16 protein-coding genes are annotated in these 13,128 nt (G+C 63.0%); 9 read left to right on the top strand and 7 right to left on the bottom strand.

What is annotated here, in order from left to right; genetic code table 11:
- Nucleotides 1–27: 27 nt before the first annotated feature.
- Complete coding sequence (locus BMI89_RS06490; RefSeq protein WP_246831976.1) at nt 28–711, bottom strand: sugar transferase; 684 nt, start codon at nt 709–711, stop codon at nt 28–30.
- A gap of 398 nt (nt 712–1,109) precedes the next feature.
- On the opposite strand from BMI89_RS06490, the gene BMI89_RS06485 reads away from it, so the two are divergent.
- Nucleotides 1,110–1,424 (top strand): TM2 domain-containing protein, encoded by a 315-nt coding sequence (locus tag BMI89_RS06485; RefSeq protein ID WP_075774515.1) that lies wholly within the window; start codon nt 1,110–1,112, stop codon nt 1,422–1,424.
- Here the strand turns inward: BMI89_RS06485 and BMI89_RS06480 are convergent.
- The gene (locus tag BMI89_RS06480) at nt 1,421–2,236 is read right to left on the bottom strand and encodes a DUF3445 domain-containing protein (protein ID WP_078570498.1); all 816 of its coding nucleotides are present in this window, start codon (nt 2,234–2,236) and stop codon (nt 1,421–1,423) included. The genes BMI89_RS06485 and BMI89_RS06480 overlap by 4 nt on opposite strands.
- Before the next feature lie 46 nt (nt 2,237–2,282).
- Complete coding sequence (locus BMI89_RS06475; protein WP_078570278.1) at nt 2,283–2,699, bottom strand: DUF6314 family protein; 417 nt, start codon at nt 2,697–2,699, stop codon at nt 2,283–2,285.
- 71 nt (nt 2,700–2,770) lie between these two features.
- On the opposite strand from BMI89_RS06475, the gene purB reads away from it, so the two are divergent.
- The 7 genes from purB (at nt 2,771) to BMI89_RS06445 (ending at nt 9,009) form a co-directional block, all read left to right on the top strand.
- Complete coding sequence (gene purB / locus BMI89_RS06470) at nt 2,771–4,075, top strand: adenylosuccinate lyase (protein WP_078539499.1); 1,305 nt, start codon at nt 2,771–2,773, stop codon at nt 4,073–4,075.
- 100 nt (nt 4,076–4,175) lie between these two features.
- Nucleotides 4,176–4,328 (top strand): chitin-binding domain-containing protein, encoded by a 153-nt coding sequence (locus tag BMI89_RS20560; RefSeq protein ID WP_098410593.1) that lies wholly within the window; start codon nt 4,176–4,178, stop codon nt 4,326–4,328.
- A gap of 135 nt (nt 4,329–4,463) precedes the next feature.
- Nucleotides 4,464–5,501, top strand: a complete 1,038-nt coding sequence (locus tag BMI89_RS06465; protein ID WP_078570497.1) for a FliG C-terminal domain-containing protein — start codon at nt 4,464–4,466, stop codon at nt 5,499–5,501.
- Nucleotides 5,502–5,679: 178 nt separating this feature from the next.
- Nucleotides 5,680–6,681 (top strand): type I glyceraldehyde-3-phosphate dehydrogenase, encoded by a 1,002-nt coding sequence (gene gap, locus BMI89_RS06460; RefSeq protein ID WP_078570496.1) that lies wholly within the window; start codon nt 5,680–5,682, stop codon nt 6,679–6,681.
- A gap of 31 nt (nt 6,682–6,712) precedes the next feature.
- The gene (locus BMI89_RS06455; RefSeq protein WP_078546665.1) at nt 6,713–6,856 is read left to right on the top strand and encodes a glyceraldehyde-3-phosphate dehydrogenase; all 144 of its coding nucleotides are present in this window, start codon (nt 6,713–6,715) and stop codon (nt 6,854–6,856) included.
- 107 nt (nt 6,857–6,963) lie between these two features.
- Nucleotides 6,964–7,965: a type I glyceraldehyde-3-phosphate dehydrogenase gene (gene gap, locus BMI89_RS06450; RefSeq protein WP_078570277.1), complete on the top strand. Its 1,002-nt coding sequence runs from the start codon at nt 6,964–6,966 to the stop codon at nt 7,963–7,965.
- Between the two features lie 243 nt (nt 7,966–8,208).
- Entirely contained in the window at nt 8,209–9,009 is an 801-nt protein-coding gene (locus BMI89_RS06445; protein ID WP_078570276.1) for a YfdX family protein, read from the top strand.
- Here BMI89_RS06445 and coaD read toward each other — a convergent pair whose 3' ends face one another.
- The 3 genes from coaD to BMI89_RS06430 form a co-directional block, all read right to left on the bottom strand.
- Nucleotides 9,010–9,507, bottom strand: a complete 498-nt coding sequence (coaD, locus tag BMI89_RS06440) for a pantetheine-phosphate adenylyltransferase (RefSeq protein WP_078519395.1) — start codon at nt 9,505–9,507, stop codon at nt 9,010–9,012.
- Nucleotides 9,508–9,597: 90 nt separating this feature from the next.
- Nucleotides 9,598–10,032: a CBS domain-containing protein gene (locus tag BMI89_RS06435; protein ID WP_078539502.1), complete on the bottom strand. Its 435-nt coding sequence runs from the start codon at nt 10,030–10,032 to the stop codon at nt 9,598–9,600.
- Nucleotides 10,033–10,122: 90 nt separating this feature from the next.
- A complete protein-coding gene (locus tag BMI89_RS06430) occupies nt 10,123–11,022 on the bottom strand; it encodes a LysR family transcriptional regulator (RefSeq protein ID WP_078570275.1) in 900 nt (299 codons plus the stop codon).
- Between the two features lie 115 nt (nt 11,023–11,137).
- Here BMI89_RS06430 and BMI89_RS06425 point away from each other — a divergent pair, with 115 nt between their 5' ends.
- Entirely contained in the window at nt 11,138–12,640 is a 1,503-nt protein-coding gene (locus BMI89_RS06425) for a CoA-acylating methylmalonate-semialdehyde dehydrogenase (RefSeq protein WP_078570274.1), read from the top strand.
- A gap of 98 nt (nt 12,641–12,738) precedes the next feature.
- Here BMI89_RS06425 and BMI89_RS06420 read toward each other — a convergent pair whose 3' ends face one another.
- On the bottom strand, nt 12,739–13,089 hold the full coding sequence (locus BMI89_RS06420) for an H-type lectin domain-containing protein (RefSeq protein WP_078539504.1): 351 nt from the start codon (nt 13,087–13,089) through the stop codon (nt 12,739–12,741).
- Nucleotides 13,090–13,128: the final 39 nt, after the last annotated feature.

Below are 13,128 nucleotides of genomic sequence, written 5' to 3'. Positions count from 1 at the left end.
GTCTCTCTCTCGCAACCGGTGTTGGAATTACTTCCCCGTCTGGCGCAGCACCACCGCGACAGTCATCACGCAGAGCCACAGATCGTTCAGCAGCGACAGTCTCGCGTAATAGCGTTCGTCGAAGCGCACGCGATCCACGAAGGCGGTGGTCGAACGCCCGGCGACCTGCCACAGCCCGGTGATGCCGGGGCGCATCTTGTAATAGGCTAGGCCCATCGCGCTTTTGTAGCTGGCCTCCTGGTCGAGCATGAAGGGGCGCGGCCCCACGAGGCTCATCGTCCCGAACAGCACGTTGAAGAACTGCGGCAGCTCGTCGAGGCTGGTGCGGCGCAGGAAGCGGCCGATGCGGGTGATCCGCGGATCGTCGTCGAGCTTCTGGTTCACTGACCATTCCAGCGCGAGCGCGGGGTTTTCGTTGCACATACGCACGAGCTGCGCCTCGGCATCGACATGCATGGTGCGCAGCTTGTAGCAGCGGAACCGCTTGCCGCCCTGCCCGACGCGGATCTGCGAATAGAAGGCGGGACCGCCATCGGCGCGCACCGCCAGAGCCAGAAGCGCGATCAGCGGCAGCAGAACCGGAAGGATCGCGAGCACGGCGAGAATGTCGAACAGACGCTTGCCCATGCCCTCGTAGCGCAGAATGCGCGACCGCGCCTGGGTGGCATCCGTTACACTTGCAAGCTCGAAATTGGTCGAGAGATCCGACATTTTCGCCCCTATTACCCTACCTCAGAGTGCGAACCTTCGAGCCCGCTTTTCTTTAACCCGGTTTTCATCTTTGATTCGTCCATAATTGTGACGAAAGCCGACAATTGTTGCGGCTCGGGGCTATAAAGAGATCACGGAAAAAAATCACAAGTCGTTGATCACTGTTATTTATCTTGTTGTTTTTTATGTCACATTTTTTCAGCACTGCGGAAATCCGCAGCCTCACGGCACTCGCGCATAAGGCGATTAGCGCCAAAACTTCCCTAAGGTCACTTTTGGTTAAAAGGTTATGAAACCGGACGCCCGCGCAGACCCGCCGACAGGGTGGATTTACCGGCCCCTCTTGATCCCACGGCACAACTGCCCATATCGGCTGGGAAGATGTTATGGAGATTAACATGACCCGAGACGATGCCCGCGCCCTCTATATCGAGCAGCGCGTCGCGAATGAGAAGAAGTCCGCCCTTCTGGGCTATGTGCTGTGGTTCATGCTGCCGATGCTTGGCGTGCACCGGATGTATATGGGGCGCGTCTTCTCCGGCGTGGTGATGCTGGCGCTGACCGGGATCGGCACGCTCCTGTCGCCTATCCTGATCGGCTTCATCCCACTTGGCCTCGCAGGCCTGTGGTGGCTGATCGACGCGCTTCTGATCCCCGGCATGGTCTCGCAGGATATGGCCGAGACGCGCTGGCGGCTGATGCAGGAAGCTTAATCCGCCTGCCGGATCGGGTGCTCGGCCAAGGCCTGCGCCTGATCCGGGCTCAGGCTTTCGGGCCGCACCACTTGGGTGTGGATCGAGAAGATCACGGCATTCGTGCGCGGCAGCCGGAACAGGCATTGCCGCTCCACCCGTATATAAGGGGCGTCGGCGGGCGCGTGAGCGAATTCGTATTCAGAGCGCGGATCATGCAGATGTGCCGCCGAGCGCGAAGCAGTCCCACGCATCAGGCCCCTGCCCTCACGCACACCATCCAGCAAGCGCTGCACCCGTTTGCCGAGATCGTCGGTGTAGATCTCGATCGGTTCGTGAATGCGCATCATCGGGCGCATGAATTTCTCGCGCAGCGTCCAGCCCGAGGGAAAACACAGCACGCCGCCGGTCAGAACATGCTCGGCATGACCGAACGCGGCCTCATCGGCTTCCATCAGGCAGAGATCGCATTGCAGCAGCCGCCCGAGCGTGGCGAGCGGGTCCGTGCGATCCAGCGCGACCACCGCCCCATCGGGCCGCGTGACCGTATCCGCGCCGAAGCCAAACCCCAGCGCCGGAAGTATCGGCAAGATCAGATCGTAGAGCTCTTCCGCCGCAGGCCGTCCGTGATCCGACAGGCCCAGCACCAGATCGCGCGCCTCCCCGATCAGCCGGTCGCGCAGGCCCATCTGTGCAGCATAGGCATCATCGACCTCGAGCCAATCCTCATATGTCACCGGGATCACCCCCGGCAGCCGCCGCGTGCGCGGATCGGCCCAGGGCGCGAAGCTCAGGCGATTTTGCAGGATCGGTGTGGCGACAAGGTCTTTCATCCCCGCAGATTGCCGCGCGTCCCCGCCCGCGACAAGAGCGTCCGCGTCAGGGCTGCCCCGCGCTTCGCACATAGTCCGAGATCATCTCGTAATCCTTGCGCGGCCCCTGCACCCGCCAGATCGCCCGCCACTTCGGCCACGCGTCGAAGTCATAGCGCACCCGGTAATCGTCGGGGTCGCACCAATGGCTCGCGGCCGGACTCAGCGGATCGAAACTGTGAAAGGGGCGCCCATCTTCGAAGGCCACGGCGATCTGCCCGCCCTCGGCTCGCCAGAAATAGCTGCGCTCGGCATGAAAGCTCTGACCGCCCGGCATCACCAGCTCGCCGCTCTCGCGATAATGCAGCCCGACCCCTTCGGGCGCGAAGCAGGCATGACCGTCAAAACGGGCCTCATTGCCATCCGCATGCAGGATTTGGCGCGTCAGCACCCAGTTCCCCTCGAAATCCGACAGCTGCGGCATTGTCTCTCCCTTGCCCCAAAGGCAGGTGCAGTCTAACAAGCGCGCAACCACACGCAATCAAGAGGCCGCCGATGATCCCGCGTTATGCCCGCAAAGAGATGGTCGACATCTGGGAACCCGCCACCAAGTTCAAAATCTGGTACGAGATCGAGGCGCATGCCTGCGATGCTCAGGCCGAGCTGGGCGTGATCCCGAAAGAGAATGCCGAGGCCGTCTGGAAGGCCAAGGATGTCGAGTTCGACGTCGACCGTATCGACGAGATCGAAGCCGTCACCAAGCATGACGTGATCGCCTTCCTGACACACCTTGCCGAGCATGTTGGCTCGGAAGAGGCCCGTTTCGTCCATCAGGGCATGACCTCGTCGGATGTGCTCGACACCTGCCTCAACGTGCAGCTGGTGCGCGCCGCCGACATCCTGCTGACCGATCTCGACAAGGTTCTGGCGGCGCTGAAGAAGCGCGCCTACGAGCATAAGGACACGGTTCGCGTGGGCCGCTCGCACGGCATCCATGCCGAGCCCACGACCATGGGCCTGACCTTCGCGCGCTTCTACGCCGAGATGGACCGCAACAAGGCGCGCCTGCAGGCCGCCAAGGAAGAAGTCGCGACCGGCGCGATCTCGGGCGCTGTCGGCACCTTCGCCAATATCGACCCGCGCGTGGAAGAGCATGTCTGCAAGATGCTCGGCCTCAAGCCGGAGCCGATCTCGACGCAGGTGATCCCGCGCGACCGCCATGCGATGTTCTTCGCCACGCTCGGCGTCATCGCCTCGTCGATTGAAAACGTCGCGATCGAGATCCGCCACATGCAGCGCACCGAAGTGCTCGAAGGTGCGGAATTCTTCTCGATGGGCCAGAAAGGCTCTTCGGCGATGCCGCACAAGAAGAACCCCGTCCTGACCGAGAACCTCACCGGCCTCGCCCGCCTCGTGCGGATGACCGTGATCCCGGCGATGGAGAACGTGGCACTCTGGCACGAGCGTGACATCTCGCACAGCTCGGTCGAGCGTGGCATCGGCCCCGACGCGACCGTGACGCTCGATTTCGCGCTGAACCGTCTGGCAGGCGTCGTCGACAAGATGATCATCTACCCCGAGAACATGCTCGCGAATATGAACAAGTTCCCCGGTCTGGTGATGAGCCAGCGCGTTCTGCTGGCGCTGACGCAAGCCGGCGTGTCGCGCGAAGACGCCTATGCGATGGTGCAGCGCAACGCGCTCAAGGTCTGGGAAGACCGCGTCGATTTCCGCGAACAGCTGCTCGCCGACAAGGATGTCGTGGCCGCTCTCGGCGTCGACGGCATCAACGAGAAGTTCGACATGGGCTACCATACCAAGCATGTCGACACGATTTTCGCCCGCGTTTTCGGCGAATAATCGAGAAACAAGCCCGTTCCGCGCCGCCTATGTCAGCCGACTATAGGCGGCGCGTGCGATTCGGGCTTACGCTGGGGCATCTAGCAAAGGGAGATTGCAGATGACCCGAACCATCCTTGCAGCCGCCGTGCTGATCCTCGCTCCTCTGGCCGCGTCGGCCGAGTGCTTTAGCGGCCATCAGGCTTCCATGTCCTGCCCGCAGGGCCAGGTCTGGGACAAGGACGCGAGTGCCTGCGTCCTGCAGTCCAGCTGACCGCTGAGACGGTAATCCCGTCTTAACGGCCTCCGTGCAAAGCTGACCGCGAAACCGCATTGGCCGCCCGCGCGGCCGATGCCCAGCACGGAGGTTCTCGCGGTGAATGCGATCGCGCCCATGGCGCTCGGTCATATGGCCGGGTCCGACTCGGCTGGCGACAAATCCGCCCGGCCGGGACCGCTTACGCGGCGCCAGAAAGCTGCGATCATCGTGCGGCTGCTCGCCTCCGAAGGGCTGAAACTGCCGCTGACGGAGCTGAGCGACGATCACCAGACCGAACTGACCGAGGCTGTGGCACAGCTGCGTCTGGTCGACCGCGCTACCATCGCGAGCGTGGTGGAAGAGTTCTGTGAAGAACTTGAAGCTGTGGGCATCGCCTTTCCCGGCGGGCTGGAAGGCGCGCTGTCACTGCTCGACGGGCAGCTCTCGCCTTCGGCCTCGAACCGGTTGCGCAGGCTGGCCTCCAGCTCATCGCGCGCCGACCCGTGGGAGCGGATCGCGGGGCTCACCGCAGAGGTGCTTCTGCCCGTGCTGGAAGGCGAAAGCGTCGAAGTAGGCGCAGTGATGCTGTCGAAGCTGTCGGTCGCGAAATCTGCCGAACTGCTCGGGCTGCTGCCCGGAGAGAAGGCGCGGCGGATTGCCTATGCGGTCTCGCTGACCGGCAATGTCGCGCCCGAAACCGTGCTGCGGATCGGGCAGGCGCTCGCAGCGCAACTGGATGCCACCCCGCCCAAAGCCTTCGATTCCGGGCCGGTGGAGCGGGTGGGCGCGATCTTGAACTACTCGGCCTCCGCCACCCGCGACGCGGTGCTCAAGGGGCTGGAGGAAGAGGACAAGACCTTCGCCGACGAGGTGAAGAAGGCGATCTTCACCTTCGCCAATATCCCCGCCCGCATCGATACACGCGACATCCCGAAAGTGCTGCGCGTGGTCGACCAGGCGCAGCTGACCGTCGCGCTTGCCGGGGCGACCGGCCCGTTGCAGCCCGCGGCGGAGTTCATCCTCACCAACATGTCCCAGCGCATGGCGCAAAGCTTGCGCGACGAGATGGCGAATCTGGGAAAGGTGAAAGAGAAAGACGCCGAAGAGGCGATGAGCGCGGTCGTCGCCGCAATCCGCGAGATGGAAGCCGCGGGAGAGATCTTCCTCGTCGCGGAGGACGACGATTGAGCGAAAGATTCTGTCGCCGCGCCCCGTTTGGCGCCACTCTTCGCGCCAAAGCCGCACCCTGCCCCGCAATGTTATCGCAAACACCGCGTGTTTACGCTAACATACTGTTTCAAAACCTTTTCCCGAATTGCATGCAATGGTATCCAGCGCCGAAATCACGCGCTTCGGAGAGATCATCATGACCGTCACCATCGGGATCAACGGCTTCGGCCGCATCGGGCGCTGCACGCTCGCGCACATCGCGGAAGCCGCGCGCAATGACGTGCAGGTCGTCAAGATCAACGCCACCGGCCCGATCGAGACCAATGCGCATCTTCTGAAATATGACTCCGTCCACGGCCGCTTCGGCGGGCAGGTGAAGGTCGCGGGCAACACGCTCGACCTCGGGCGCGGCCCGATCGACGTGATGTCGACTTATGACCCGGAAGAGCTCGACTGGGACGGCGTCGATGTCGTCCTTGAATGCACCGGCAAGTTCAACGCCCGCGACAAGGCCGCCGTCCATCTGGGCCGCGGCGCGAAGCGGGTTCTGGTCTCCGCTCCCGCCACCGATGTCGACAAGACCGTGGTTTACGGCGTGAACCATCGAGAACTGACACAGGCGCATCACGTCGTCTCGAACGGGTCCTGCACCACGAACTGCCTCGCGCCGCTCGCCAAGGTGCTCAACGACACGATCGGCATCGAATCGGGCGTGATGACGACGATCCATTCCTATACCGGCGATCAGCCCACGCTCGACCGCCGCCACAAGGATCTCTACCGCGCCCGCGCCGCCGCGATGGCGATGATCCCGACCTCCACCGGCGCCGCGAAAGCCCTCGGCGAGGTGCTGCCCGAACTGCAAGGCCGCCTCGACGGCACCGCGCTGCGCGTCCCGACCCCCAATGTTTCCGCGGTCGATCTGACCTTCGAGGCGCGCAAGACCGTCACCCGCGACGAGGTGAACGAGATCGTCCGCGAGGCCGCCGCTGGCTACATGGGCATGGTGCTGGGCTACGACCCCGAACCGAAAGTCTCGATCGACTTCAACCACACGCAGCAATCCTCTATCTTCGCGCCGGACCAGACCAAGGTCGTGGGCAAGCTTGTCCGCGTTCTGGCCTGGTACGATAACGAATGGGGGTTCTCCTGCCGCATGGCCGATGTGGCCGGGGCGATGGGGCGACACGTGCACTGACGCGCCAAACAAGGGCGCGCGAAGGGGATAGATGACCAATCGGATCGCGCTCTGGCTTGGGGCCCTCCTCATTTTGCTCATTTTGGCGGATGTGTTTGCCGATGACGGCCGCATCCTGCTGTTTCTGGCGAAAAAAACTGCCGATCTCGTTCAATATGTCGCTTTCTGGCGCTAGCATCGGGCTGCACCCCGTTGACCTTTGGCGCTGAACGCGCTTGTTAGCGTTAACGGAAGACCTGCCCGTGCAACTCCCTGCCGGGCAGCCAGCCAGAGGAGACGGATATGACGGTTAAAGTTGCCATCAACGGGTTCGGTCGCATCGGCCGCAACGTGCTGCGCGGGATCATCGAGTCGGGGCGCACCGACATCGAAGTGATCGCGATCAACGATCTCGGCCCGGTCGAGACGAACGCGCATCTGCTGCAATTCGACTCCGTGCACGGCAAATTCCCCCATGAGGTCACGACCGGCGAAGACTGGATCGATGCCGGCCGCGGCAAGATCAAGGTCACCGCAATCCGTGACCCGAAAGAACTGCCCTGGGGCGATGTCGATGTCGCGCTGGAATGCACCGGCATCTTCACCGCGCGCGACAAGGCAGCCTTCCACCTCGAGAACGGCTCGAAGCGCGTTCTGGTCTCGGCCCCCGCCAGCGGCGCCGACAAGACGATCGTCTTCGGTGTGAACGACGGTGCGCTGACCGCGGACGACCTCGTCGTGTCGAACGCATCGTGCACCACGAACTGCCTCTCCCCCGTCGCCAAGGCGCTGAACGACGCGATCGGGATCGAGAAGGGCTTCATGACCACGATCCACAGCTACACCGGCGACCAGCCGACGCTGGACACGATGCACAAGGATCTCTACCGCGCCCGTGCGGCCGCGCTGTCGATGATCCCGACCTCGACCGGCGCTGCGAAAGCCGTGGGTCTGGTGCTGCCGGAACTCAACGGCAAGCTCGATGGCGTCGCGATCCGCGTGCCGACCCCGAATGTCTCGGTCGTCGATCTGGTCTTCGAGGCCGGCAAGGACACCAGCGTCGAAGAGGTCAATGCCGCGATCAAGGCCGCCGCTGACGGCCCGATGAAAGGCATCCTCGGCTATACCGACAAGCCCAACGTCTCGAGCGACTTCAACCACGACCCGCATTCGTCGATCTTCCACATGGATCAGACCAAGGTCATGGAAGGCCGCATGGTCCGTATCCTGAGCTGGTACGACAATGAATGGGGCTTCTCGAACCGCATGGCGGACACTGCCGTCGCGATGGGCAAGCTGATCTGAGCGTGATCGGGGCACCGCCCCGGACATTGCGAACATGACGAAGGGGCGGTCCATCTTGGGCCGCCCTTTTTCGTTCACCCCTCACACACGGCTCGCAGAGCATGCACGCGCCCTCTCACCCGCGCCGCGAGCCTTGATGCATGGTGATAGAACCCTTTGAAATCCGGGACGTTTTGGGGCCATGGAGCGCGCCACCTCGGTGCCTCCGCCTTAGCTGAACCCCGTCACGAAAGGGAATATCCCATGGAACGCAGCAAGAAATTCCTCGCCCTCGCCCTCTCCTCCGCGCTGATCGCGGGCCCCGCGAGCTTTGAGATGGCCAATGCCGCCACCACGAGTTCCAACAGCAATTCAAGCGGCACCACAATGCAGAGCGCGCAGAGCCAAGACAATGACGCCGTCTCGCAGACCACGGCAAGCTCGACCGACAAGGACTTGCTGACCACGGTCAATGACGCCTACACCGCGATGCGCGAGGTGCGCGCGGCGCGTCTGGCGATCTTCGACGGCAATACCGACATGGCGACCAAGATGACCAAGGACGCCACCGCGAAAATGCAATCCGCCGAGAAGGCCGAGAGCAAATGGGGCGTGCCCTCGAAAGCGGGCAAGAAAGGCGTGACCTACCTGCCCTTCGACAGCTCCATTGCGCTTGGCGAAAGCTTCACGGTGACGCCGGATAACCAGAAAGCGGTCGGCAAGGCCAATCAGCAGATGGCGCAGGGGAACGCAAAAGCCGCCGCCAAAACGCTGAAGGACAACGATATCGACGTGTCGATTTCGGCGGCGATGGTGCCCGCGAAAGCGTCGCTCGCCCATCTGCAGGACGCCTCCAAGCTCATCAAATCGGGCAATTACTACGAGGCGAACCTTGCGCTGAAAGGCGTCGAGGATTCGGTGGTGATCGACCAATGGGGGCTCGACAACCTGCCGCAGCAGGCGGGGAACGCCACGAAATCCTCGGAAAATGCGAGCGGCAGCACTCAGATGAAGCAGAAATCGCAGCAGAGCGGCACGTCAGGCAACGCCGCCTCGAACGGCTGATCAGCGGTTTGCGTAAGCCTTGACCAAGGCATCGCGCACGGCGGGGGTGACGAATTTCGAGACATCCCCGTCGAGCCGGGCGATTTCCTTCACCAGCTTCGAGGCGATCGCCTGCCGCCGTGCATCGGCCATCAGGAACACCGTCTCGACCGAGGCGTCGAGCGCGCGGTTCATCCCGACCATCTGGAATTCATATTCGAAATCGGCCACCGCGCGCAGGCCGCGCACGATCACGCTCGCGCCGACATCCTTGGCGCAGTCGATCAGCAGATTTTCGAAAGGATGGACGACGATCTCGCCGCCGCGACGGTCGGTGATTTTCGCGCATTCGTCCTGAAGCATGGCGACGCGTTCCTCGAGCGAGAAAAGCGGCCCCTTGTCCCGGTTGATCGCGACCCCGATCACGAGCCGATCCACCAGAGCCATCGCGCGCTCGATGATATCGAGGTGGCCCAGCGTGACCGGATCGAAAGTTCCGGGGTAAAGACCGATCCGCATAGCATCCTCCCTCGTCGCCCGCCAAAAAGCTCAGCGCACGCAACTATATTGCGTGGCTAAATGCAAGCGGGAAGGTGCCGCAATGCGGCATCAGTTGCCCATGATCATGCCCTGAAGCGACTCTTTCTCCATATGGAGCTCGTTCAGACGCGCCTTGACCACGTCCCCGATCGAGATCACGCCGACCATCTTGCCGTTCTCGCGCACGGGCATGTGCCGGAAGCGGCCCTCGGTCATCAGGCTCATCACCTCTTCGGTGCTGTCCATCGGCGCGCAATGCTTGACGTCGCGGGTCATGACATCACTGGCGGTCATCACCAGGCAATCCGCACCGCGCCGGGCGATTTCACGCACGACGTCGCGTTCCGAGACGATCCCGTCAACGGTTTCCCCGTCTTGCGAGACGATCACCGCACCGATGCGTTTCGAAGAAAGCGTGGCAATCACCTCGCTCAGCTTCATGTCGGGGGCGACGGTGAAAACTTCCATCTCGCCCTTGTTCTTGAGAATCTGCATAACCTGCATCGGCGTCTCCTTGAAAAACGTCGTCTAAACCCAAGCGTCCCACTGCTTTCATAGATTTGTCAACGGCTTTGCGGTTCACGGGGCCGCCAGTTATGTTTCAACCGCAGCGTGTTCGAGCCGCGCAACCTCGTCGCGAAGCCCCTGCCCCAGCGCTTCGGCGAAGCGGGTCAGACGCTCGGATCGGCGGTCATCGGCGTGGCGGATCAACCAGAAGGCGCGGTTGAGCCGGATCTCGTCGCCCAGCACACGCTGCACGCCGGGGGCGAAGGGGATCGCGAAGTCATGGACAATGCCCACGCCCGCGCCCGCCTCGATCATCCGGGTCTGCACGGCGGCTGAATTCGACGCGAGCCCCATCACCTCGGCTTCGGTCTCGGCGAAGTAATCCAGCTCCTTGTCGAAGATCATGTCGGGGATGTAACCGATCATCCGGTGATGGCGCAGATCCTCCTTGCAGGTGATCGGCGGCGCCTTCGCGAGATAGTCGCGATGGGCGGCGAGGCTGAGGTGATAGTCGCTCAGCTTCTGCACGGTCAGGCGGCCCGCCGTCGGGCGCGACACTGCGATCGCCATATCCGCCTCGCGCTTCGAGAGATTGAAGACCCGCGGCAGGGCGACGACCTGAATCTCCAGCCCGGGATTGTCTTCTGCGATCTTCGCGCAGACCTGCGGCAGAAGATAATTCGCGCAGCCATCGGGCGCGCCGATCCGCAACTGCCCCGTCAACTGGCCCGCGATGCCGGAGAGCTCTTCATCGGCGCCCGCGAAGACCTGCTCCGCCGCTTCGGCATGCGGCAGGAGCCGGTCGCCCGACTCGGAGAGCGCATAGCCCTGCGGCGATTTCACGAAAAGCTTCGCCCCCACCCCCTCTTCGAGCCGCGCGATGCGCCGCCCTACCGTGGCCGCGTCCAGCTTCAAACGCCGCCCGGCGCCCGACAGGCTCTCGGCCCGTGCGACGGCAAGGAAAATCCGCAGGTCGTCCCAGTCCATATCGCGTCCCTCTTTGCAAAAATGCAAAACGCTTTTGAACTACTTCCTCTTTTATGCTCAATTTCGCAAGGCTAGAGTGCGCCCAAGCCAAGATTATCTGTAGGAGGAGCGTCTCATGGAAGAAATCGGTCACTGGATCAACGGCAAGCGCGTTGCGGGCACTTCGGGCCGCTTCGGCGAAGTCTTCAACCCCGCCACCGGCGAGCAGATCGCCAAGGTCGCGCTGGCCACCCCGGCCGAGCTGGATGCCGCAATCGCGGACGCCGCGAAAGCGCAGCTGGAATGGCAGAAGGTCAACCCGCAGCGCCGCGCCCGCGTGATGATGAAATTCGGTCAGCTGATCGAACGCGACATGGAAAAACTCGCCGAGGCTCTGTCGAAAGAGCACGGCAAGACCATCCCCGACGCGAAGGGCGACGTGCAGCGTGGCCTCGAAGTGATCGAGGTCTGCATGGGCGCGCCGGCGATGCTCAAGGGCGAATACACGGGCGACGCTGGCCCCGGTATCGACCTCTACTCGATGCGTCAGCCGCTGGGCGTCGTGGCCGGCATCACGCCGTTCAACTTCCCCGCCATGATCCCGCTGTGGAAAATGGGCCCGGCGCTTTCGGCCGGTAACGCGATGATCCTCAAGCCGTCCGAGCGCGTGCCGACCACCGCGATCATGCTCGCGGAACTCGCGCAGGAAGCCGGTCTTCCCGATGGCGTTCTGCAGGTCGTCAACGGCGACAAGGAAGCCGTGGACACGATCCTCGATCACGAAACGATCCAAGGCGTGGGCTTCGTGGGTTCGACGCCGATCGCGCAATACATCTACGGTCGTGCGGCCACCAACGGCAAGCGCGCGCAGTGCTTCGGCGGTGCGAAGAACCACATGATCATCATGCCCGACGCGGACATGGACAAGGCTGCCGACGCGCTGATCGGCGCGGGCTACGGCGCCGCTGGCGAGCGCTGCATGGCGATCTCGGTTGCGGTTCCGGTAGGCGACGGCACGGCGGATGCGCTCGTTGAGCGTCTCGTTCCGAAGATCGAGAAGCTGAAAGTCGGCCCCTATACCGGCGGCGACGACGTGGATTACGGCCCCGTCATCACCAAGCAGGCGCAGGAGCGGATCAAGTCGCTCATCAATTCGGGTGTCGATCAGGGTGCGAACCTTGTCGTCGACGGCCGCGACTTCTCGCTGCAGGGCTATGAGGACGGCTTCTTTGTCGGCCCGTCGCTCTTCGACAACGTCACTCCCGACATGGACATCTACAAAGAGGAAATCTTTGGCCCGGTCCTGTCGATGGTGCGCACGAAGTCCTATGACGAAGCGCTCGATCTGGTCATCGACAGCCCCTACGGCAACGGCACCGCGATCTACACCGCCGATGGCGATGTGGCACGCGACTTCGCGGCGAACGTCAATGTCGGCATGGTCGGCATCAACTTCCCGATCCCCGTTCCGCTGAGCTACTACACCTTCGGCGGCTGGAAAAAGTCGGCCTTCGGCGACCTCAACCAGTACGGTCCCGACGCCTTCCGCTTCTACACCAAGACCAAGACCGTTACGGCGCGCTGGTTCTCGGGCATCAAGGACGAAGGCGCGGCGCTGAACTTCAAGGCGCTCGACTGATCTTTCGGCGGGGCGATTTGCGAACCGCCCTACCCCACAGATAGGAAAACGCCCCGCCGATGGACGGGGCGTTTTTTCATGGGATCTGTCGGTGCAGATCAGTCGATGTCCCAGTCGTCCTCATGCGAGACGCCGCCCAGTGCCAGCCAATCCGCGCGCACCCGCGCCACACGACTGTCGCCCCAGGTACGGAAGACGATCACGAAGCCCTCAGGCGTGACGCCGTCGCTGGAGATGTCCATCCGCGAATTGTGCTTACTGTCCACGTCCCACATCGACAACGAGACCTGTACCATCGGCGTCGCGCGGAAAGCTTCCGGGAAGGCAACCTTCTTGCGCAGCTCGCGCGGGCCCTCGCCCGTCCACATGGCGCCGCCATCCTGATAGTCGGAGAACAGCACGAGCGAGCCGCGTTGCATCCCCAGACGGTGGCTTTCGATCGTGATCATCGCGAGAGGGCCTCTTTCTTTCAACCTGAGGCAGAGCTT

It is taken from the genome of Thioclava sp. F36-7, assembly GCF_002020075.1.
GTDB lineage: Bacteria > Pseudomonadota > Alphaproteobacteria > Rhodobacterales > Rhodobacteraceae > Thioclava > Thioclava sediminum.
The sequence above is the reverse complement of the archived record's forward strand: the minus strand, read 5'-3'. Positions and strand labels throughout refer to the sequence as shown.

Coding starts and splice junctions, on each gene's coding strand:
- BMI89_RS06490 (WP_246831976.1), bottom strand. CDS start 711: ATGTCGGATCTCTCGACCAATTTCGAGCTTGCAAGTGTAACGGATGCC.
- BMI89_RS06485 (WP_075774515.1), top strand. CDS start 1,110: ATGACCCGAGACGATGCCCGCGCCCTCTATATCGAGCAGCGCGTCGCG.
- BMI89_RS06480 (WP_078570498.1), bottom strand. CDS start 2,236: ATGAAAGACCTTGTCGCCACACCGATCCTGCAAAATCGCCTGAGCTTC.
- BMI89_RS06475 (WP_078570278.1), bottom strand. CDS start 2,699: ATGCCGCAGCTGTCGGATTTCGAGGGGAACTGGGTGCTGACGCGCCAA.
- purB (WP_078539499.1), top strand. CDS start 2,771: ATGATCCCGCGTTATGCCCGCAAAGAGATGGTCGACATCTGGGAACCC.
- BMI89_RS20560 (WP_098410593.1), top strand. CDS start 4,176: ATGACCCGAACCATCCTTGCAGCCGCCGTGCTGATCCTCGCTCCTCTG.
- BMI89_RS06465 (WP_078570497.1), top strand. CDS start 4,464: ATGGCCGGGTCCGACTCGGCTGGCGACAAATCCGCCCGGCCGGGACCG.
- gap (WP_078570496.1), top strand. CDS start 5,680: ATGACCGTCACCATCGGGATCAACGGCTTCGGCCGCATCGGGCGCTGC.
- BMI89_RS06455 (WP_078546665.1), top strand. CDS start 6,713: ATGACCAATCGGATCGCGCTCTGGCTTGGGGCCCTCCTCATTTTGCTC.
- gap (WP_078570277.1), top strand. CDS start 6,964: ATGACGGTTAAAGTTGCCATCAACGGGTTCGGTCGCATCGGCCGCAAC.
- BMI89_RS06445 (WP_078570276.1), top strand. CDS start 8,209: ATGGAACGCAGCAAGAAATTCCTCGCCCTCGCCCTCTCCTCCGCGCTG.
- coaD (WP_078519395.1), bottom strand. CDS start 9,507: ATGCGGATCGGTCTTTACCCCGGAACTTTCGATCCGGTCACGCTGGGC.
- BMI89_RS06435 (WP_078539502.1), bottom strand. CDS start 10,032: ATGCAGGTTATGCAGATTCTCAAGAACAAGGGCGAGATGGAAGTTTTC.
- BMI89_RS06430 (WP_078570275.1), bottom strand. CDS start 11,022: ATGGACTGGGACGACCTGCGGATTTTCCTTGCCGTCGCACGGGCCGAG.
- BMI89_RS06425 (WP_078570274.1), top strand. CDS start 11,138: ATGGAAGAAATCGGTCACTGGATCAACGGCAAGCGCGTTGCGGGCACT.
- BMI89_RS06420 (WP_078539504.1), bottom strand. CDS start 13,089: ATGATCACGATCGAAAGCCACCGTCTGGGGATGCAACGCGGCTCGCTC.